Genomic DNA, 18,638 nt, shown 5'->3' on the forward strand with positions numbered 1-18,638 from the left:
AGGTCAGGCCGGCAGTTTGTGCAGTAGCTTGTCCAGCGTGACCGGGTAGTCCCGCACCCGGATCCCGGTCGCGTTGTACACGGCGTTGGCGATGGCGGCGGGCACGCCGCTGATGCCCAATTCGCCGACGCCCTTGGCTTTCAACGGTCCGACGGTCGGATCCACCTCGTCCAGGAAAATCACCTCCTGGTGCGGGATGTCCGCATGCACCGGCACTTCGTATCCAGCCAGATCGTGGTTGACGAAGAAGCCCCGGCGCTTGTCCACCACCAGTTCCTCCATCAACGCGGCGCCCGCGCCCATGGTCATGCCGCCGATGATCTGGCTGCGCGCCGCCATCGGATTGATGATGCGCCCGGCGGCGCAGACCGCCAGCATGCGGCGCAAACGGATCTCGCCGGTGGCCGCGTCGACGCCGACCTCGACGAAATGCGCGGCGAAGGTTTGCTGCGCATAGCGTTGCGCCAGATCGCCATATTCCATCGCGTCTTCGGCGCTCAGTTCTCCGGCCGCGACCGCGTCGGTCAGCGGCCGGCTGTTGCCGCCGGTCCGCACCCGTCCATCCGCGAACTCGATGTCGGCGCCGACCAGCCGCAGGCGCTCTGCGACCATCGCCCGCAGTTTGACGCAGGCGGCGTAGACGCCAGCGGTCGAGGAGGCGGCGCCGAACTGTCCGCCGGAGCCGGCGCCTTCAGGGAAGCGCGAATCGCCGAGCCGCACCACCACCTGGTCCAGGCCGACGCCCAGCATTTCGGCCGCCGTCTGTGCCAGGATGGTGTAGCTGCCGGTGCCGATGTCGGTCATGTCGGTTTCCACCGTGACCACCCCCTTGCGGTCCAGCGTCACCCGGGCGGCCGATTTGATTACCGGCGCGCCACGGATGGCCGAGGCGACGCCGATGCCGATCAGCCAGCGTCCGTCACGCCGGGTGCCCGGACGCGCCGGGCGCTGTTCCCAGCCGAAGCGTTCCGCGCCGGTGCGCAGGCACTCGACCAATTGGCGTCGCGAGTAGGGTTTGTGCGGCGCTTCCGGATCGACCTGGGTGTCGTTCAGGATGCGGAACGCCACCGGATCGAGCTGAAGTTTCTCCGCCATTTCATCCATCGCGATTTCCAGCGCCATCATGCCCGGCGTCTCGCCCGGCGCGCGCATGGCGCTGGCTTCTGGCAGGTCGAGGTGCGCTACCTTCAGCCGCGTCATGCGATGCGCGCCGGCGTACAGCAGCCGGGTCGGCGCGGTCGCGGTCTCGGGCCGCTCGCCCAGATTGCCCGACCAGCTTTCGTGGCCAATCGCGGTGATGCGGCCATCCTTGCCGGCGCCGATGCGGATCCGCTGCATGGTCGCTGCGCGATGGGTCGTGTTATTGAACATCAGCGACCGCTGCAACGTCACCTTGACCGGCCGGCCCAGCTGCTTTGCCGCGACGGCGGCCAGCACGGCGTCGCTCAGGATCGATCCCTTGCCGCCGAAGCCGCCGCCGATGTACGGCGCGACGATACGCACATTTTCTTTCGGCACGCCGAGGATCTTGGCGATGTCGCGCAGACCCCAGCCGACGATCTGTATGGCGCTCCACAAGGTCAGCTTGTCGCCGTCCCACGCCGCGATGGTGGCGTGCGGCTCCATCATCGCGTGGGAGTGGTCCGGCGTGGTGTACGCGGCGTCGAGGGTGACCGCCGCCTTGGCGAACGCCGCGTCGAAATCGCCGATGGATGAAGCCAGCGCCGGATTCGGTTTCGACGGCTTGACCGGCGCCAGACGGCTGGCGGCGGCGAGATCGAACGCGCCCTTGGCCGGGGCGTAGCGTACCCGCACCAGTTGCGCCGCCGCGCGCGCCTGCTCGAACGTTTCGGCCACGACGATCGCCACCGCCTGGTGGTAGTGATCCACTTCCGGCCCGGCCAGGGCCTTGGCCACATAGAATGCGCCGACGCCCAACGTGCCGGCGTTCTGCGCGGTGATCACGCCGAGTACGCCCGGCGCGGACCGGGCCGGCGCGACATCGATCGACGCGATGCGCCCCTTGGCTATCGCGGCGCCGACGATGTAGCCGTATGTGGCGCCGGGGGCGGCGTCATGCTGCTCGTAGGCGTAGGGCGCGGCGCCGCTGGTCTTGAGCGGACCGTCGATCCGCGTGGTGGCCTTGCCCACGACCTTCAAGCGGTCGATGGGGTTGCGGATTGCGGGAGTGTCGAATTTCATCGTTTGCTTCTTTCATGGTCCGCCAGGATTGCCGCCAGGGTGCGCTCGGCCAGGGTGATCTTGAATGCATTTTCGTCGGTCGGCTGTGCGCCGGCCAACAGTTGATCCATTACCGCCTTGGCGCCCGACGGCAATCTGGACTCGGCCGCCTCGATACGCCACGGCTTGTGCGCGACGCCGCCCAACGCGAGCCGGCCGCCACCGTCTTTCTGGATCACCGCCGCCACCGAAATCAGCGCGAAGGCGTACGAGGCGCGGTCGCGTACCTTGCGGTACGAATGCACGCCGCCCAACGGCGCCGGCAAGGTCACGGCGGTGATCAACTCGCCCGCCTCCAGCACCGAGTCGAGATGCGGCGTATCGCCGGGAAGGCGATGGAAGTCCGCGATCGGGATGACGCGGGTGGCGCCGCCGGCCCGCACCGTCTCCACGCCGGCGTCGAGCAGGCGCATGGCCACCGCCATGTCGCTCGGATGGGTGGCGATGCAGGCGCCGCTGGTGCCGATGACCGCGTGCTGACGGCTGAATCCGCCGATGGCGGAACATCCGCTGCCGGGCACGCGCTTGTTGCACGGCTGGTTGGTGTCGTAGAAGTAGGCGCAGCGCGTACGTTGCAGCAGATTGCCGGCGGTGGTGGCCTTGTTGCGCAACTGCGCAGAGGCGCCGGCCAACAATGCGCGCGACAGCACGCCGTAGTCGCGCCGTACGCGCTGGTCCGCCGCCAGATCGGTATTGCGCACCAAAGCGCCGATCCGCAGGCCGCCGCCGGGCAGCGGGTCAATCCGGTCCAGGGCCAGGCCGTTGACGTCGATCAGATGCAGCGGCGTCTCGATCTCCAGCTTCATCAGGTCCAGCAGATTGGTGCCGCCGGCGATGAAGCGCGCGCCGGGCGTACGCTGCGCCGCCGCAGCCGCTTCGGCGGGCGAGGCGGCGCGCTCGTAGGAGAAGGTTCTCATGCCGCGCCTCCGGCCACGTCGGCGATGGCGTCGACGATGTTGGAGTAGGCGCCGCAGCGGCAGATATTGCCGCTCATGCGTTCGCGGATTTCCTCGACGCTCAGCAGCGGGCGCTCGGTGAGGTTGTGGGTGACATGGCTGGGTATGTCTTGTCTGATTTCGTCCAGCACCGCGATGGCGGAGCAGATCTGGCCGGGCGTGCAGTAGCCGCACTGGTAGCCGTCGTGCTTGATGAAGGCGGCCTGCATCGGATGCAGCTTTTGCGGCGTTCCCAGACCTTCGATGGTGGTGATCGCGGCGCCGTCGTGCATGACGGCCAGGGTCAGGCAGGAATTGATGCGGCGACCGTCAAGCATGATGGTGCAGGCGCCGCATTGGCCGTGGTCGCAGCCTTTCTTGGTGCCGGTCAGGTGCAGATGTTCGCGCAACAGGTCGAGCAGCGTGGTGCGGGTATCGAGCTCCAGCTGGTGTCTGGCGCCGTTCACGGTGAGCGATACCTTGTTCATCACCGGCACGCCGGCGACGACGGCGCCGCTGCTCGGTTGCGTCGCCGCCAGCGACGGCACGGCGGCGGCGCCGGCCGACAGGGCGCCGGCCTTTAACATCGCGCGCCGGGTCATCTTGATGTCGCATGCTTCATTCATGGTGTCGCTTCCTTTAAGTGATGAGTCATAGATCAAGCTTTCGTTCCTTCATCCACTTGACGATGGCCGGATCGCGATGAGAAAAGAAGCTGCTGGCGCCGGTTTCAAGCGTGGCGATGGCTGCCATGTCGGCGTGGTCAAGCTCGAAGTCGAAAATGTCGAGGTTTTCCGCCATGCGTTCGCGACGGGTGGTCTTGGCCAGCGAGACTATCCTTCGCTGCAGCAGCCAGCGCAGCACCACTTGGCCTATCGATTTGCCATGTTTGGACGCGATGCCCTCCAGCAGCGTGTTGTGGAACAGATTGTTCTTGCCCTCGGCGAAAGGCGCCCATGCCTCCGCCCGAACGCCGTTCGCCTGCATGAAGACTGCGGCGTCGTCTTGTTGGTGAAACGGATTGACCTCGACCTGATTGACCGCCGGGGTCACCTCGTTGAACGCGATCAGATCCATCAACCGGTCGGTGTGAAAATTGCTGACGCCGATGGCGCGCAGCTTGCCGCCGCGATAGGCTTCCTCCATCGCGCGCCAGGATCCGTACACGTCACCAAATGGCTGGTGGATCAGGTACATATCCAGATAATCACATTGCAGTCGCTGCAGCGATTTGTCGATGGCCAGTTTGGTTTTCTCGTAGCCGGTGTCCTGCACCCACAGCTTGCTGGTGACGAACAGCTCCTCACGGGCGACGCCGCTGTGGCGCATGCCGGCGCCGACCGCCGTCTCGTTGAGGTACGAGGTCGCCGTATCGAGCAGGCGGTAGCCCGAAGTAATCGCGTCGATCACGCAACGCTTGCATTCGGCGGGGTCGGGAATCTGGAACACGCCAAAGCCCAGCAGCGGCATCTTCAGACCGTTGTTCAGCGTGACGTATTCCATCATGACGCTTTCTCCAGCGCGGCCTGCGCGCGTTGGGACGCGCCCACGTCCACCTTCAGCGCCAACACTTGTATGAATTGCTTGAGCTGCTGCGGAGTGAGGCCGACATTCAGGCTGACCCGCAGGTGCGATAGCAGTTGCGGCTCGGTCCCGCTCATCGCCGCCAGCGCGGCGACCGTCGCCAGTTCGCGGCTTTGCCAGTCGAGATTGTCGCGGCTGAAAATATCGCCGAACAAATGGGTCTTGAGGAACTGGTCGATCGCCGGCGCGAACTCGAACACCGGGCCTTTGACCGGCGCACCAACCAGTTTGGTCTGGTTGGCCGTGCCCAGCGCGAACATGGCGTCGCCGGACGGAACCGGGCCGGGGAGGCTGCCCGGTGCATCGGCGATGCCGCGTCCCTTGCGTTCCTCCAGCACTTTCATCAATTCGCCCAGCGCGTTCAGGCTGCGTGGAAAGCCTGCGTAGGCGTAGAGCTGCACCAGGATTTCCTTGCAGTCGCCGACGCTCAACCCGGCGTCGAGGCCCTGGTCCAGCGCGGCATGCAGCGCGGGCAGATTGCCGGTCGCCGCGAAGGCGCCGATGGGAGCGATCGCCAGGCGGCTGGCGGACAGTGTGTGTTCGGCTTGCATGGATGACTTTTCCTTGATCGGTTCGGCGGCGTGGGGCGTTGCGCTGGCCAGCATCAGCACCCCCGCCATGAATAGAGATTGATTCATGTATGGCTCCTTCGGTAGCTGCCTAATGTACCGGCTGCTCAATCGTGCGAATAGATGGTAAAGTCGGCATGGACTTATTAGCGGAACTAATCAATGCAACCATCGAACTATAACGAGATCCTCGCTTTCATCGCGGTGGCGAAAGAGGGCAGCTTCACCAAGGCCGCGGCGAAGCTGGGTGTCTCACAGTCGGCGCTCAGCCAAACCATCCGCACCCTGGAGCAACGGCTGGACATGCGATTGTTGCTGCGTACCACGCGCAGCGTCTCGCCGACCGAAGCGGGGGAGCAGATGCTGCGCACGGTGGCGCCGCGCTTTGAAGAGATCGATGCCGAACTGGCGATGTTGAGCGAGCGCCGTCTGAAACCGGCCGGCACCATACGCATCAGCGCCGGCGAGCACTCCGCGTTGACGGTGCTGCAACCGGCGCTGCTGGGCCTGCTGCCGCAATATCCTGACATCAAGGTGGAAATCATCGCCGAAAACCGCATGACCGATATCGTGGCCGACCGCTACGATGCCGGCGTGCGCCTGGGCGACCAGGTGGCCAAGGACATGATCGCGGTACGCATCAGCCCCGACTTGCGCTGGCTGGTGGTGGCTTCGCCGGCATATTTCGCGCGCCATCCCGTACCGGCGATGCCGCAGGAGCTGACGCAGCATAATTGCATCAACATGCGCTTGCCCACCCACGGCGGCTTCTACATATGGGAGTTCGCCAAAGACGGCAAGGACGTCAAGGTCAGGGTGGACGGGCAGATGGTGTTCAACAACCTCGCGCTGCGCTTGCAATCGGCGCTGGACGGGTTGGGCCTCGCCTTCATGCCCGAGGATCAGGTGCGCCCCCATATCGAGGCCGGCCGGCTGGTGGCCGTGCTCGACGATTGGTGTCCCGCCACCAGCGGCTACCATCTCTACTATCCGAGCCGGCGCCACCCGTCGTCCGCCTTCACTTTGATGGTGGACGCACTGCGCCACGAAAACTGTGTATAATGGATTTGCCTGCCTAAGCAGCTAAATTTTACATAGGGCCTGATCATGAAATTTGACCCCTCCCTGGAATGGAATAAAATGTTTGGTGGCGGCCTCGGCTTCCTGCTGGTTCAGGCGCGCAACACCTTCCTGGCCGACATGGAAAACGAGATGGCGCCCTTGAACCTGACGGCCGCCCAGTTCCTGGTGGTGGTCGGCATCGCCCACAAGCGCGCCCGCACGCTGACCGAGTTTTCCGCCTTCCTCGGCTACGACAGCGGCGCCATGAAGCGCCTGCTGGACCGGGTGGAGGAGAAGGGCATCATCCGCCGCGTGCGCTGCGCCGAGGATCGCCGCAGCCAGATCCTCGAACTGACCGACGAAGGCACGGCGCTGTATCCACGTGTGATGCAGGCCGCGCGCACCGTGCACGCCCGTTCGCTGCAAGGCTTCAGCGAGGAGGAGGCGCTGCAACTGCAAGGATATTTGCGACGTATTATCGACGGCTCGTCCCCCTGATTTTTTTTAGCTAAATGCCTGCCTAGGCAGGAGTATTTCCGAGGTCCACCATGACAAAAATCACCACCCGATTCGCCCGCACCACGGCGCTGGCCACGGCAATGGCCGCGACGCTGGCGCTGTTGTCCGGCTGCGCCAGCGACGGCGGCCTGCGCCCGTCGGCGGCTTTGCAGGACGGCGCCAGGCTGTCCGCGTCGGCAACGCTGGCCGATGTCGCCGTGACTCCGGCCGCTTGGCCGGCGCACGACTGGTGGCGCCGCTACGGCGACGCGCAACTGAACCAGCTGGCGGCCGAAGCGTTGGCCGCCAGCCCGACCATGCGCATCGCCGCCGCCCGCGTGCGCCAGGCGGCGGCGGTCGAGGGACTGGCCGAGTCGGCGCTGTCGCCGCAGGTCAACGGCGGCGCGCGCAGCAACCGCCAGCGCTTCAGCGAGCACAGCAACGTTCCCAAGCCGCTGGCCGGCAGCTGGAACTGGAGCAACGAGGCGTCGCTGAATTTTTCGTATGAACTGGACTTCTGGGGCAAGAACCAGGCCGCAGTGGACGCGGCGCTGGGCCGCCGCCTCGCCGCGGAGGTCGATGCGGAAGCCGCGCGGCTGGTGTTGATGGTGGCGTTGACGCAGTCCTATCTGAAACTGTCGCAACTGCATGCGCAGCGCGAGCTGGCGGTGTCGGTGCTGCGCCAGCGCCAGGAGATCCTGTCCCTGACGCGCAAACGGCTGGCGGCCAAACTGGATTCCGAGGCGGAGCTGAAGCAATCCGAACTGGGCATCCCGGTCGCCAAGGGCGAGATCGCGGCGCTTGGCGAAGCGATCCAGCTGGCGCAGACCCAGCTGGCGGCGCTGACCGGCGCCGGCCCCGATCGCGGCGCGACGATCACCCGCCCGCAATTGCAAAGCGTGCGTCCGGCCGAGCTGCCGAGCACCTTGTCGAGCGAACTCATCGCCCGCCGTCCCGATGTGGTGGCGCAACGCTGGCGCGTCGAAGCACTGCGCAGCGACATCGGCGTCGCCAAGGCGCAGTTCTATCCTAGCTTCAACCTGACCGCGCTGGTCGGTTTGCAGACGCTGGGCTTCGGCCAGTTCCTCAACGCCGGCAGCGCCATCGCCAGCGCCGGTTCCAACCTGAGCCTGCCGATCTTCGACGGCGGCCGGCTGCGCAGCAATCTGGCGTTGCGCAACGCCGACTACGACGTCGCGGTCGAAGGCTACAACCTGGCCTTGACCGAAGCGGTGCGCGACGTGGTCAGCCAGCTGGTGTCGATCCAGTGGCTGCAACAGCGCAGTGTCTTGCAGGCCGAGGCCACCGCCACCGCGCAGCAAGCCTATGACCTGGCGGCGCAGCGCTACAGCGGCGGCCTCGGTAATTATCTGCAGGTGCTGTCGGCCGAGCTGCAAGTGCTGGCCCAGCAGCGCGCCCAGATCGAACTCGACACCCGCGCCTTCGACCTCGACATGCAACTGGTGCGCGCCCTCGGCGGCGGCTACCAGCCCGAATCAACCTTCTCTTCCCGGTGAACGCCATGACCCAGACCACTCCAACTCCGGCGGAAACCAAGCCGGCCGCGCGCGCATTGAGCGCAAAAAACATCGGCGCCGCCGTGCTGCTGAGCGGCGCGGCCGTCGCCGCCTGGCTGATGCTGGCCCCGGATGGCCGCCAGCACACCGAGGACGCCTACGTCGACGGCAACGTGGTGCAGGTGACGCCGCAACTGAACGGCAGCGTCACCGCCATCGGCGCCGACAACACCGACTACGTCAAGGCCGGCCAGGTGCTGGTGCGGCTCAACCCGGTCGACGCGCAGCTGGCGCTGGCGAGGGCCGAGGCGCAGTTGTCGAAGGCGGTGCGGCAGGTACGCTCGCAGTTCGCCAACGCCAGCCAGGGCAAGGCCAATATCACCTTGCGCGCTGCCGACCTGGCGCGCGCGGAGGCGGACCTGGCGCGCCGCAATCAACTGGCCGGCAGCGGCGCGGTGTCGGGCGAGGACATCAGCCACGCCGAGGATGCGGTGCGCACCGCCCGCGCCGCGCTGACCGTGGCCGAGCAACAGGCGATCGGCGCCAGCGCGCTGACCGACCAGACCAGCATCGCCGAACATCCGGACGTGCTGGCCGCGATCTCGCAACTGCGCGACGCCTACGTGGCCGCGTCGCGCACCACGCTGCGCGCGCCGGTCAGCGGACTGGTCACCAAGCGCAGCGTGCAGCTGGGCCAGCGCGTCAACGCCGGCACCGCGCTGATGTCCATCGTGCCGCCGGAGCAGATGTGGGTCAACGCCAATTTCAAGGAATCGCAGCTGGGCGAGATCCGCATCGGCCAGCCGGTCGAGCTGCACGCCGACCTGTACGGCAAGGAAGTGCGCTACCGCGGCCGCGTGATCGGCACCGACGCCGGCACCGGCAGCGCTTTCGCCTTGCTGCCGGCGCAGAACGCTACCGGCAACTGGATCAAGGTGGTGCAGCGGGTGCCGGTGCGCATCGCGCTCGATCCGAAGGAGCTGGCGGCGCATCCGCTCAAGGTCGGGCTGTCGATGCGTGTCTCGGTCGACACCGCCGACCGCAGCGGCGCGCTGGCGATGAACTCCGTCGCCGAGCGCCCACACTACGAGACCACCGTGTTCGCCGCCGAACTGGAACAGGCCGATCAGCTGGTGCAGAAGGTGATCGCCGCCAATCTCGGCTCGCAGCGTCTGGTCAAGGCGGACTGACATGGTGTCGCCCAAGCACCCGCGCGAGAAGACGCTGCTGGCCACGATCTTCCTGCTCAACGGTATCGAGTTCCTGCACGCCGGCATGATCGCCTTCGGCGCCGGTCCGATCATGGGGCATATCGGCGCGTCGCCGGAGGAGTTCACGCTGGCCACGGTGGTGTACGCCGTGGTGGCGGTGGCGACCATTTCGCAACAGCGCTGGCTGGTGGAGCGCATGGGCTGGCGCGGCTTCATCCTGGCGTCGGTGGCGGTGTTCGTCGCCGGCGCCGCGATCTGCGGCGGCAGCGACGGCTTCGGCCAGTTCCTGTTCGGCCGCGCGGTGATGGGCCTGGGCGGCGCGGCCTTCATGACCAGCGCCCGTGTGCTGATCACGCTGATGCCGCCGACGCCGCGCCGCTTCCTCGGCATCAAGGTATTCGCCACCGCGCTGGCGCTCGGCAATGCGCTGGCGCCGTGGCTGGCGGGGGAAATGGTCACACGCGACCAGTGGCGCATGATCTTCGGCATCCTCGGCGTCGCCGCCGTGACCGCCGCCGGCTTCGCCACGCTGTGCCTGCCCACCGAGCGCGCGCCGCGCGATCAGCGCTCCGGCGGCCATCCGCTGGCGATGCTGGCTCTGGTCGGCGGCTGCTTCCTGACCTTGTACGCGCTGCAGCGCGCGACCTACGATTTCTACCACGACGCGCTGCCGCTGCTGGCCACCTTCGCCGCCGGCAGCGCCTTGCTGTGGTACTTCGTTTACCACCAACGCCGGCAAGCGCATCCGCTGCTGGTGCTGGCGCGGCTGGGCCAGCCGCGCTACCTGTCCGGACTGGCGCTGTTCACGCTGTGCTACATGGTGCTGGGCGCGAACAACTATATGTTGCCGGTGCTGACCCAGCGCGCGCTTGGCTTCAGCTGGCAGGTGGCGGGCATGGTGCAGGGCGCCGGCCTGCTGGCGGCGTTGGTCGCGTTCTGGACCATGGCCAGCATCATGCCGAAGGATCCGTCCCCGAAAAAATTCTACGTGGCCGGCTTCGTGCTGCTGGCGGCTTGCGGCGGCCTGCTGACGCGCCTCAACGGCGACGCCGACTTGTGGCGCGACGTGTTTCCCGCCGTCGCCGGCTATGGCGCCTTCATCATCCTGGTCATGGCGACCACCGCCCTGCAAGCCTTCACCGGCTTGCAGGCCGATGCGCAGGCGTTCAGCCACGGCCAGCAGCTGAAAAACATGATGTCGCAGTTCGGGATCGCCGCCGGCGTCGCTGGCGCGGCCTTGAGCCTGCAATGGCGCAGCGGCGAGCATTACACGGCGTTGACGGCGCGTTTCAGCCCCGGCGACACCGCCTTCGCCGAAGCGGCCGGGGAGCTGACTTCGGCACTAAGCGCCAGCCACGGCGCCCAAGCGGCGCAACTAGCGGTCGGCCAGCTGGCGCAGCAGTTGATCCAGCAGGCGACCTTGCTGGCCAGCCTGGATTACTTCGCGTTCCTTCTGGTCCTTTCCTTGATCGGCGCGGTGACGATGCTGGCGCAGCGTGTGCTCAAGTGATCACGGCAACAGCAGCGTGTGCTGGCTGGCGGTGTGGAAGTCGCGCCAGACCCGGTTGATGGTGCTGTCCTCGTGCGCGGCGTACAGGCCGCAGTAGGGATAGAGCTCATCGACCGCCGCGCGCGACGCTGCCACCAGCGCCAACGAGGCGGTCTGCACCGACAGCGCATCGTCCGGCGCCAACCGCGTGCCGGACGCCACCAGCGTCCAGCTGCGATCCAGCTCGGCGTAGAAATGTGCGCGGGCCGTGGCCAGCGCCTCTTCCTTGTCGCGCAGCAGCGCGGCGACTTCGGGCACGTCCAGCAACGGCAGGTTTTTGACCGCATGCCGGCGGCGGCCCATGCACGGCGGCGCCAGGCGCAGGAAGTGGCCGGCCATGCCCGCGACGTTCGCCGCCAGCGTGACGAAGGCCAGCGAATAAAACGGATAGCGATACAGGGGGCCATCGGCGGTGGCCGCGGCCGGGCTGATGGTGAAGCCGTGCCGCTGGTCCACCCATTGATTATCGATACGGTAGCTGTGCGACGCGCTGGCGCGCATGCCGATGCTGCGCCACGACGGCACGATCTGTACCTGCGCCGCCGGCACCAGGAAGGCGCGGATGCGCGGCGCCCCATGCTCGTCGAGCAGCGGCTGACCATTGGCGCGCAGTACGGCATTCAAGGTGAAATGGGTCGCCATCGGCGCACCGCTGGCGTAGTCCCAGCTGCCGGTGATGCGCCAGCCGTCGCCGTCCTGTTCGGCGTGGCCGGTCGGCGCACCGCTGCCACCCAGGCAAACGCGGTGGGTGCCGATGATCCCGCGCGCGAGGTCCGGCGGCAGGAAGCCGGCGAACCAGCCGGCGCCGGCGCACAGCGTCAATACCCAGGCCATGCTGCCGTCGACGCCCGCCACCGCCTCCTCCAGACGCACCACTTGCGGCAAGGGCAGCTCGGCGCCGCCGCTGGCGCGCGGCGCCAGCATCTTCAGCCAGCCGCGCCGGTGCAGCAAGGCTTGTTGTACCGGATGCAGGAAGCGCGACGCCTCGGCCAGGGCGGCATAGCGCTCGATACGGCGGGCATCGCGCGGGGACAGGGGAGAGGCGGCGGACTGGATCATGCTGGGCTTTACGGCTGTGGCAACGCTCGGCATTTTCGCACAGCGCTTCGTTGTGATGGTAATGTTGTCGTTTTTTGCGACAGAGCCCTATGCATACCTTCAAACTGCTCGTGATGAGCGCCATCCTGTGGGCCGGCCAAACCTTGGCCGCCACCGCCGTCCAGCCCGACGACGCCCAGTTGCAATACATCGGCCGGGTGGACTTCACCGAGCGCGCGGCGCCGCAGCTGTCCTGGCCCGGCACCAGCATCGAGGGAAATTTCACCGGCGGCAGCCTGGCCATCAAGCTGGACGACGTCTTGGGCAAAAACTTTTTCAACGTGTTCATCGACGGCGACCTGGCGCATCCGGTGATTGTCGAAGCGGCCAAGGGCGGCAAGACCTATCCGGTGGCATCCGACCTGGCGCCTGGGCCGCACCGCTTCCTGATCACCAAGCGCACCGAAGGCGAGGAGGGCGCCACCGCCTTCCTCGGGCTGGAGCTGGCCGACGGCGGCAAGCTGCTGGCGCCGCCGCCGCGCAAGCAGCGCCGCATCGAGTTCTTCGGTGATTCGATCACCAGCGGCATGGGCAACGAGGCGGCCGACGGCCAGCCCGATCATCTGCTGAATGAAAAGAACAATTTCATGTCGTATGCGTCGATCACGGCGCGCAATCTGGATGCCGAGGCGCATATCATTTCGCAAAGCGGCATCGGCGTGATGATCAGCTGGTTCCCGTTCACCATGCCGGATTTCTACGGACAATTGAGTGCGGTCGGCAAGAACGACAGCAAGTGGGACTTCGGCAGCTGGACGCCGGACGTGGTGGTCATCAACCTGATGCAGAACGACCACTGGCTGATCGACGACCACAAGCGCCTGGTGCCGATGCCCGACGACGCGCAGCGCGTGCAGGCCTACAAGCGGTTCGTGCAAAAGATCCGCGCGCTGTATCCGAAGGCTTACATCGTCTGCGCGCTCGGTAGCATGGACATGATCCGTCCCGGTTCCAAGTGGCCGGACTACGTGCGTAGCGCTGTGGCGCAGATCCGCGAGGAGCAGAACGACCAGCGCATCGACACGCTGATGTTCGAATTCACCGGCTACACCGCGCACCCGCGCGTGCGCCATCACCAGGCCAATGCGGACCTGCTGACCGCCTTCATCCGTCAAAAGCTGGACTGGTGACAGCCAAAGGAGCTCACATGAAAATCATCGAAGCAGGCCAGGTCGACGCGGTGCTGGATTTCCCCAGCCTGATCGATGCGCTGGAAGCGGGCTTCCGCAGCGATTACGGCATGCCGCCGCGTCAGGTGTTTCAACTGGGCGGCGCGGCATCGTCCTCCCATGACGGCTTCGCGCTGCTGCCGGCGTGGAACGATACGCTGATCGGCCTCAAGGCCTTTACCTATTTCCCGGAAAACGAGGCGGCCGGTTTCGCGTCGCTGTATTCGAAAATACTGTTGTTCGACCGCGCCCATGGCGTGCCGATGGCGCTGGTCGACGGCACCTCGGTCACCTACTGGCGTACGGCGGCCGTCTCTGCGCTGGCCTCGCGCCATCTGTCGCGGTCCGACGCGACCGAGTTGCTGCTGTTGGGGACCGGGAAGCTGGCGCCGTTTCTGGTCGCCGCCCATCTCTCGGTGCGCGGCCTGAAGCGGGTCCGGCTGTGGGGACGTGACGGCGCCAAGGCAAGCGCACTACAAGCCCGCTTGCAAGCCAGCCATCCGGAGGTGGAATTTATTAGTGTCGACGACATCGAGCCGCATGCGGCCAGCGCCGACATCATCGTCAGCGCGACCGGCTCCGCGACGCCGCTGCTGCACGGCGCGTGGATCGCCGCCTGCTGCCATGTCGATCTGCTGGGCAATCACAGTCCCGACCGTCGCGAGTGCGACAGCGCGCTGGTTGCGAACAGCACCGTCTATGTCGATAGCCTCGACAATGTGCTGCGTGAAGCTGGCGAGTTGCTGATCCCGATCGCGGAAGGCGAGTTCCGCGCCGACGCCATCGCAGGAGAGCTCAAGGACTTGTGCCGCGCCGCTGCAAGCAGCCGGCGCGGTCGCGATCAGATCACTTTGTTCAAATCGGTCGGCACCGCCTTGAGCGATCTGATCGCGGCGCAACTGGTCTTGAAGCGAACTTAACGTGCCGGCGGTGCTGGCTCGGGCGCTGGCGCCGGAGCGGGTGCCGCAGCATCCGGCGCCGGGGTGGCTGCTGGCGGCGTCGCGCTGGCATCGGGCGCCGGAGTCGGGGCCGGCGTCACGGCTGGCGTTTCCACCGAAGGAGTCGGCGGCGTAACCGGGTCCTTATCCTTGCAACCTGCGACGGCGGCGGCCGTCAGTACCACTGCACATGCAATCTTGCCGGTGAGGTGTAGCTGTTTCATGGTTTGCTCCTAGGAGGGAAAAAGGCTGAGTTGTATCCTAACCAATCTTTCCAGGAGACGCTATCAGCGTTCTTGAGGCGTGCGCGTAGGACTAGGCCGTCAAGCGTTGTAAAATGTTTTCATTTGGCAAACCGTAGGAGACCCCATGCATCGCCAGTTAGCAATTGTCCTGTTTGCCTTTACCGTGCTGGATTGCGGCGCCAGCGAATCCGCCGGTGGCACCTTCACCGCCACCAAGAGTTGCGAAGCGTTCTCCTCCTTTGCCAAGCGCAGCAATCCGGGCGCCGTGCAGGTCGCGCCGGGCACGGCTTATGTGGTGCGTGAAATCAATAAAGCCGATTACGACTGGGTGCGGGTGGAAGTGCCCGGCGCGCAACCATCGCTGCGCTGGGTGCAGCGCGGCTGCGGCACGCCGGCGCTGGAAGACAAGCAGGCCGCCATTCCGCGCGACGGCGGCGGTGTTTGCAGCGTCGCCAACAAGCAGGACAGTTATGTGCTGGCGATCACGTGGCAGCCGGGCTTCTGCGAGCACGTCAGCTACAAGGGCACCAAGCCGGAATGCGACGCCATGAACAAAGGCGCGCTGCCGGCCAAGACCCTGAGCCTGCACGGCCTGTGGCCGAACAAGAAGGAGTGCGGCACGCAGTACGGCAGCTGCACCGGCGAAGCTTTCGCGCTGACCAAGGAGACCATCGACAAGGTCGCGCCGTGGATGCCCAACTTCTTCTATGAGCGCACGTTCGGCGCGTACGAGTGGAACAAGCATGGCAAATGCCAGTCGCTGCCGCCGGACGAGTACTTCATCAAGGCCGTATCGGCGGTCAAGGTGGTCAACGATTCGGAAGTCGGCAAGATCGTGCTGGGCAGCGTCGGCAAATCGTTCCGCGTCAGCGAATTCTTCGACCGCGTCAAGGCGCGCTACGGCGACAAGGTGGCGGGCAGCATCACGCTGGTCTGCACGCAGCACAAATACCTGCAAGAGATCCGCGTCTCGCTGCCGCTGGAATTCAGCGCGGAGCGCGACCTGACCACGATGGTGGGCAGTGCATCGCCGGCTTCGTCGCGCGAGATCGGCTGCGCCGACGAAGTGTACGTGGAGGGCGCCGGCGCGAACTAACGTCGGTCCATCAAGGGCTTGACGCTGAAACCGTGCACCAGGATCGACAGCATGATGACGAACAGCGAGATGTTCGTCAGCCTGACCGCGAGGTCGGCGGGCAGGCCGGCCTCGATGGCGAACACCAGGTAGAAGATCGAGCCGATGCCGCGCACGCCGAACCAGCCGGTCATGCCGCGCAGGCGCATGCTGGTGTCGCTGCCGATCAGGCCGAGGTGGACGCTGACCGGCCGCGCGATCACGAACAGGAAGGCGGCCAGGGCCAGCGCTTCCCACGGCATCTCCTTCAGCGTCAGCATGCCGCCCAATACCAGCACCAGCGTCAGTTCGGACAGGCGCTCCAGGTGTTCCTTGAACACCAGCGACTCGGCGCTGACGGTGAGCGGGGCTTCGTGCGTCTCGCTGGCCTTGGCCACTTCGGATTTCGCGGTGTCCGGCTCCATCAGGCCGTGACGGTCCTTGGGGGCGCCAGCCAGGATCAATTCGGTCTGGCGCAGCGCGACTGCGGCGAAGAACACCGCCAGGAAGCCGGATGCCTTGATCAGGCTCGCCGTGCCGTAGACGACGGCGATCATGCCGAGGCCGACCAGGTCGTCCATGATCTCGTGGCGCGGTTCGACAATACGCAGTTTCCAGCCCAGCCGCGCCAGGCCCGCGCCGGCGGCCACGCCGACCAGCACAGCGCCACCCGTGGCCCACAGCACATCGACCAGCAGCCAGTGCAGATGATAGTCGCCGGTGTCGCCGAGGCCCAGCATGCCGAGGCCCAGGATCACAAAGGGGAAGGCGCTGCCGTCGTTCATGCCGGCTTCGCAGGTCAGCGTGAAGCGCAGCTGGTCCTTGTCGCCGGCGTGGCGCACCTGTACGTCGGTGGCCAGCACAGGATCGGTCGGCGCAAGTATGCCGCCCAACAGCACGGCGGCGCCGGCCGGCAGGTCGAGCACGTAGTAGCCGAACAGCGCCACCATACCCACCGTCAGCGACATCGACAGCCACGCCAGCCGCAGCGGCACATCCCAGCGCCGGAACTTGAACGGCACCGGCATCTTGATCCCGGCCGAGAAGAGTGAAATCAGCAAGGCGATTTCGGTCAAAAGCTTTAGCAGGGCGGATTGGGTGGTGGGATCGAAGCCAAAGACATTCAAGACGCTCGGGCCGAACAGGATGCCGACGCCGAGATACACGATTGCCGACGTGAACGGCGAGCGCGAGATCGTGGTCGCCGCCAGTCCTCGCGCCAGCATCACGCAGCCGATCAGCAGAAACCACTGGTTTGTACCCACACCGCCTCCTTGTTTATTACTTGGCCTGATTGGGAAACTGTCGGCGGCTGTCGATTTCGCGGCCGGAGATCATGAACTGCCCATCGCCGCGATAGTGCAGCGTCTTCGGCAGCTTGGGCGTCCTGGCGACATGGGCGCGCACTATCTGCCAGACGAACAGCGAGCCATTCGGATTCGGCTCGGCGTCGGCCAGCCTGCATTCGAAGCTGGCGTAGCACTCGGCGATCAGCGGCGCCCGCACTTCAATGGCCGGTTCCGGCGTCAGGCCGAACAGCGCGAACTTGTCGCTGTCGGCGCCGCTGCAATTGCCGATGCCGATCACCTGTTCCAGCAGGTCTGCGGTCGGCAGGTTGATCACGCACTCCTTGCTGCGCCGGACCAGCTCATGGCTATGATTGCTTTCATCGATGTAGCAGCCGAACAGCGCGGGCGTGAAGCCGATCATCATGTGCCAGCCCATGGTCATGATGTCGGTCTTGCCGTTCCAGGCGGAGCTGACCAGCACCACCGGCCCCGGTTCCAGCAGGCGGCGCACATCGGCGGTGTCGAAATCTTGTTTACGATACTTTTTCATACCCATAGAGTATGAGGTTTTGTCCGTGCCGTCTGTGGGTTAGGGCACTGTGTGCGTCTATAATCATGCAATGAGCACTGTCCCGAAATCCGCCCCGGAACCAACCTTGTCCGACGTCGCCGCGCTGGCCGGCGTTTCGCGCGCGATCGCGTCGCGGGCCTTGTCGGCGCAGCCCCGGCCGGTGTCCGCCGACAAGCGAGAGCGTGTGATGCGGGCCGCCGAGACTCTCGGCTTCCGGCCGAATTCCCTGGCGCGCGGCCTGGCCAACAAGAGCGTCAACCTGGTGGCCATCCTGGTTAACCATATCCATGACTTGTCGGATCTCGATCTGTTCGACCTGCTGCTGACGGAGATACAGGCCATCGGCAAGCAGGTGATCTTCATCCGCGTCGGCGCCGGCGAGGACGCGGAGCGCTTTTTGCGCGACGGCGTCGCCTATCACGTCGATGCGGCGTTGGTATTCGCCGACTTCGCCGACGCGGCGACGATGCGCACCATGTTCCGCAATAACGCAGTGCTGATGCTGAACGGCCATCACGACGCCGGCGCGGCATCGGTCACGATGGACGAGGCGAAAGGGATCGGAGAAGCCGTGGCCGACGCGGCGGCCAAGGGCGTGCGCAGCGCGATGCTGCTGACCGGCCGCATGATGTCGCTGGTGGAACAGGCGCGCGTGGCGTCTTACCGCGCCGCGCTGCAAGCGCACGGCATCGAGCTGCTGGCCGAACTGGCGGGCGATTATTCCTATGCCAGCGGGCGACAACTGGCGCGGCAGATCGATGTCGACACCACCGGCGCGGTGTTCTGCACCTCGGACGCGATGGCGATGGGCGTGCTCGACGCGCACCGCCAGCATTTTCCGGATCACCGGCCGGCGCGTTTCCGTCTCTACGGCTTCGACAACATCTCGCTGACTCAGTTCGACGCCTATCCGATTTCGTCGATCGGCGCCGACCGCAAGGAATACGTGGCGCAGATCGTCCGCATCCTCAACGACCCGGCCGGCCTAGCCTCAGGCGGCGGCCATGTGCTGGTCGCCACCCGCTACGTGCCGCGCCTGACCGGCTAG

At 66.0% G+C, this 18,638-nt stretch carries 18 protein-coding genes; 10 read left to right on the plus strand and 8 right to left on the minus strand.

The window, feature by feature from the left end:
* Positions 1 to 3: 3 nt before the first annotated feature.
* Genes paoC through GW587_RS13680 form a run of 5 tightly spaced genes read right to left on the minus strand, consistent with a single transcriptional unit; the run spans position 4 to position 5,311 of the window.
* Positions 4 to 2,202, minus strand: a complete 2,199-nt coding sequence (paoC, locus tag GW587_RS13660) for an aldehyde oxidoreductase molybdenum-binding subunit PaoC (RefSeq protein ID WP_166103658.1) — start codon at positions 2,200 to 2,202, stop codon at positions 4 to 6.
* Entirely contained in the window at positions 2,199 to 3,158 is a 960-nt protein-coding gene (locus GW587_RS13665; protein WP_166103661.1) for an FAD binding domain-containing protein, read from the minus strand. Before GW587_RS13665 ends, paoC begins: the two co-directional genes overlap by 4 nt.
* Entirely contained in the window at positions 3,155 to 3,802 is a 648-nt protein-coding gene (paoA, locus tag GW587_RS13670) for an aldehyde dehydrogenase iron-sulfur subunit PaoA (RefSeq protein WP_166103664.1), read from the minus strand. The genes GW587_RS13665 and paoA overlap by 4 nt, the downstream gene beginning before the upstream one ends.
* Positions 3,803 to 3,827: 25 nt before the next feature.
* The gene (locus GW587_RS13675; protein ID WP_166103830.1) at positions 3,828 to 4,679 is read right to left on the minus strand and encodes an aldo/keto reductase; all 852 of its coding nucleotides are present in this window, start codon (positions 4,677 to 4,679) and stop codon (positions 3,828 to 3,830) included.
* Positions 4,679 to 5,311 carry a carboxymuconolactone decarboxylase family protein gene (locus tag GW587_RS13680; RefSeq protein ID WP_229259444.1) on the minus strand — a complete coding sequence of 211 codons (633 nt, stop codon included), beginning with the start codon at positions 5,309 to 5,311 and terminating at the stop codon, positions 4,679 to 4,681. Before GW587_RS13680 ends, GW587_RS13675 begins: the two co-directional genes overlap by 1 nt.
* Positions 5,312 to 5,491: 180 nt before the next feature.
* Here GW587_RS13680 and GW587_RS13685 point away from each other — a divergent pair, with 180 nt between their 5' ends.
* The 5 genes from GW587_RS13685 to GW587_RS13705 are packed head-to-tail and all read left to right on the plus strand — an operon-like array spanning position 5,492 to position 11,127.
* Positions 5,492 to 6,391, plus strand: a complete 900-nt coding sequence (locus GW587_RS13685; RefSeq protein WP_166103667.1) for a LysR family transcriptional regulator — start codon at positions 5,492 to 5,494, stop codon at positions 6,389 to 6,391.
* A gap of 45 nt (positions 6,392 to 6,436) precedes the next feature.
* Positions 6,437 to 6,889, plus strand: coding sequence for a MarR family winged helix-turn-helix transcriptional regulator (locus tag GW587_RS13690; protein WP_166103669.1), 453 nt, complete (start codon positions 6,437 to 6,439; stop codon positions 6,887 to 6,889).
* A 50-nt stretch (positions 6,890 to 6,939) separates the two neighbouring features.
* Complete coding sequence (locus GW587_RS13695; RefSeq protein ID WP_166103672.1) at positions 6,940 to 8,406, plus strand: efflux transporter outer membrane subunit; 1,467 nt, start codon at positions 6,940 to 6,942, stop codon at positions 8,404 to 8,406.
* 5 nt (positions 8,407 to 8,411) lie between these two features.
* Positions 8,412 to 9,596, plus strand: a complete 1,185-nt coding sequence (locus tag GW587_RS13700) for an HlyD family secretion protein (protein ID WP_166103675.1) — start codon at positions 8,412 to 8,414, stop codon at positions 9,594 to 9,596.
* A 1-nt stretch (position 9,597) separates the two neighbouring features.
* Entirely contained in the window at positions 9,598 to 11,127 is a 1,530-nt protein-coding gene (locus GW587_RS13705; protein ID WP_166103678.1) for an MFS transporter, read from the plus strand.
* On the opposite strand, the gene GW587_RS13710 is transcribed toward GW587_RS13705, so the two are convergent.
* Positions 11,128 to 12,225, minus strand: a complete 1,098-nt coding sequence (locus GW587_RS13710) for an acyl-CoA dehydrogenase family protein (RefSeq protein ID WP_166103681.1) — start codon at positions 12,223 to 12,225, stop codon at positions 11,128 to 11,130. It lies immediately after the preceding gene.
* Positions 12,226 to 12,314: 89 nt separating this feature from the next.
* Between GW587_RS13710 and GW587_RS13715 the strand changes: the two genes are divergently transcribed.
* The 4 genes from GW587_RS13715 (at position 12,315) to GW587_RS13730 (ending at position 15,712) form a co-directional block, all read left to right on the plus strand.
* Positions 12,315 to 13,394, plus strand: coding sequence for an SGNH/GDSL hydrolase family protein (locus GW587_RS13715; protein ID WP_207393478.1), 1,080 nt, complete (start codon positions 12,315 to 12,317; stop codon positions 13,392 to 13,394).
* 17 nt (positions 13,395 to 13,411) lie between these two features.
* Positions 13,412 to 14,353, plus strand: coding sequence for a bifunctional Delta(1)-pyrroline-2-carboxylate/Delta(1)-piperideine-2-carboxylate reductase (lhpI, locus tag GW587_RS13720; protein ID WP_166103683.1), 942 nt, complete (start codon positions 13,412 to 13,414; stop codon positions 14,351 to 14,353).
* 1 nt (position 14,354) lies between these two features.
* Entirely contained in the window at positions 14,355 to 14,507 is a 153-nt protein-coding gene (locus tag GW587_RS13725; RefSeq protein WP_166103686.1) for a hypothetical protein, read from the plus strand.
* Positions 14,508 to 14,740: 233 nt separating this feature from the next.
* Entirely contained in the window at positions 14,741 to 15,712 is a 972-nt protein-coding gene (locus tag GW587_RS13730; RefSeq protein WP_166103689.1) for a ribonuclease T2 family protein, read from the plus strand.
* Here GW587_RS13730 and GW587_RS13735 read toward each other — a convergent pair.
* Positions 15,709 to 16,995, minus strand: coding sequence for a cation:proton antiporter (locus tag GW587_RS13735; protein ID WP_166103692.1), 1,287 nt, complete (start codon positions 16,993 to 16,995; stop codon positions 15,709 to 15,711). The genes GW587_RS13730 and GW587_RS13735 overlap by 4 nt on opposite strands.
* A 16-nt stretch (positions 16,996 to 17,011) precedes the next feature.
* Complete coding sequence (locus GW587_RS13740; RefSeq protein ID WP_166103695.1) at positions 17,012 to 17,569, minus strand: flavin reductase family protein; 558 nt, start codon at positions 17,567 to 17,569, stop codon at positions 17,012 to 17,014.
* Positions 17,570 to 17,639: 70 nt separating this feature from the next.
* On the opposite strand from GW587_RS13740, the gene GW587_RS13745 reads away from it, so the two are divergent.
* Complete coding sequence (locus tag GW587_RS13745) at positions 17,640 to 18,638, plus strand: LacI family DNA-binding transcriptional regulator (RefSeq protein WP_166103698.1); 999 nt, start codon at positions 17,640 to 17,642, stop codon at positions 18,636 to 18,638.

The sequence above is a fragment of the Duganella aceris genome, from assembly GCF_011090165.1.
GTDB lineage: Bacteria > Pseudomonadota > Gammaproteobacteria > Burkholderiales > Burkholderiaceae_D > Rugamonas > Rugamonas aceris.

Coding starts and splice junctions, on each gene's coding strand:
- paoC (WP_166103658.1), bottom strand. CDS start 2,202: ATGAAATTCGACACTCCCGCAATCCGCAACCCCATCGACCGCTTGAAG.
- GW587_RS13665 (WP_166103661.1), bottom strand. CDS start 3,158: ATGAGAACCTTCTCCTACGAGCGCGCCGCCTCGCCCGCCGAAGCGGCT.
- paoA (WP_166103664.1), bottom strand. CDS start 3,802: ATGAATGAAGCATGCGACATCAAGATGACCCGGCGCGCGATGTTAAAG.
- GW587_RS13675 (WP_166103830.1), bottom strand. CDS start 4,679: ATGGAATACGTCACGCTGAACAACGGTCTGAAGATGCCGCTGCTGGGC.
- GW587_RS13680 (WP_229259444.1), bottom strand. CDS start 5,311: ATGCAAGCCGAACACACACTGTCCGCCAGCCGCCTGGCGATCGCTCCC.
- GW587_RS13685 (WP_166103667.1), top strand. CDS start 5,492: ATGCAACCATCGAACTATAACGAGATCCTCGCTTTCATCGCGGTGGCG.
- GW587_RS13690 (WP_166103669.1), top strand. CDS start 6,437: ATGAAATTTGACCCCTCCCTGGAATGGAATAAAATGTTTGGTGGCGGC.
- GW587_RS13695 (WP_166103672.1), top strand. CDS start 6,940: ATGACAAAAATCACCACCCGATTCGCCCGCACCACGGCGCTGGCCACG.
- GW587_RS13700 (WP_166103675.1), top strand. CDS start 8,412: ATGACCCAGACCACTCCAACTCCGGCGGAAACCAAGCCGGCCGCGCGC.
- GW587_RS13705 (WP_166103678.1), top strand. CDS start 9,598: ATGGTGTCGCCCAAGCACCCGCGCGAGAAGACGCTGCTGGCCACGATC.
- GW587_RS13710 (WP_166103681.1), bottom strand. CDS start 12,225: ATGATCCAGTCCGCCGCCTCTCCCCTGTCCCCGCGCGATGCCCGCCGT.
- GW587_RS13715 (WP_207393478.1), top strand. CDS start 12,315: ATGCATACCTTCAAACTGCTCGTGATGAGCGCCATCCTGTGGGCCGGC.
- lhpI (WP_166103683.1), top strand. CDS start 13,412: ATGAAAATCATCGAAGCAGGCCAGGTCGACGCGGTGCTGGATTTCCCC.
- GW587_RS13730 (WP_166103689.1), top strand. CDS start 14,741: ATGCATCGCCAGTTAGCAATTGTCCTGTTTGCCTTTACCGTGCTGGAT.
- GW587_RS13740 (WP_166103695.1), bottom strand. CDS start 17,569: ATGAAAAAGTATCGTAAACAAGATTTCGACACCGCCGATGTGCGCCGC.
- GW587_RS13745 (WP_166103698.1), top strand. CDS start 17,640: ATGAGCACTGTCCCGAAATCCGCCCCGGAACCAACCTTGTCCGACGTC.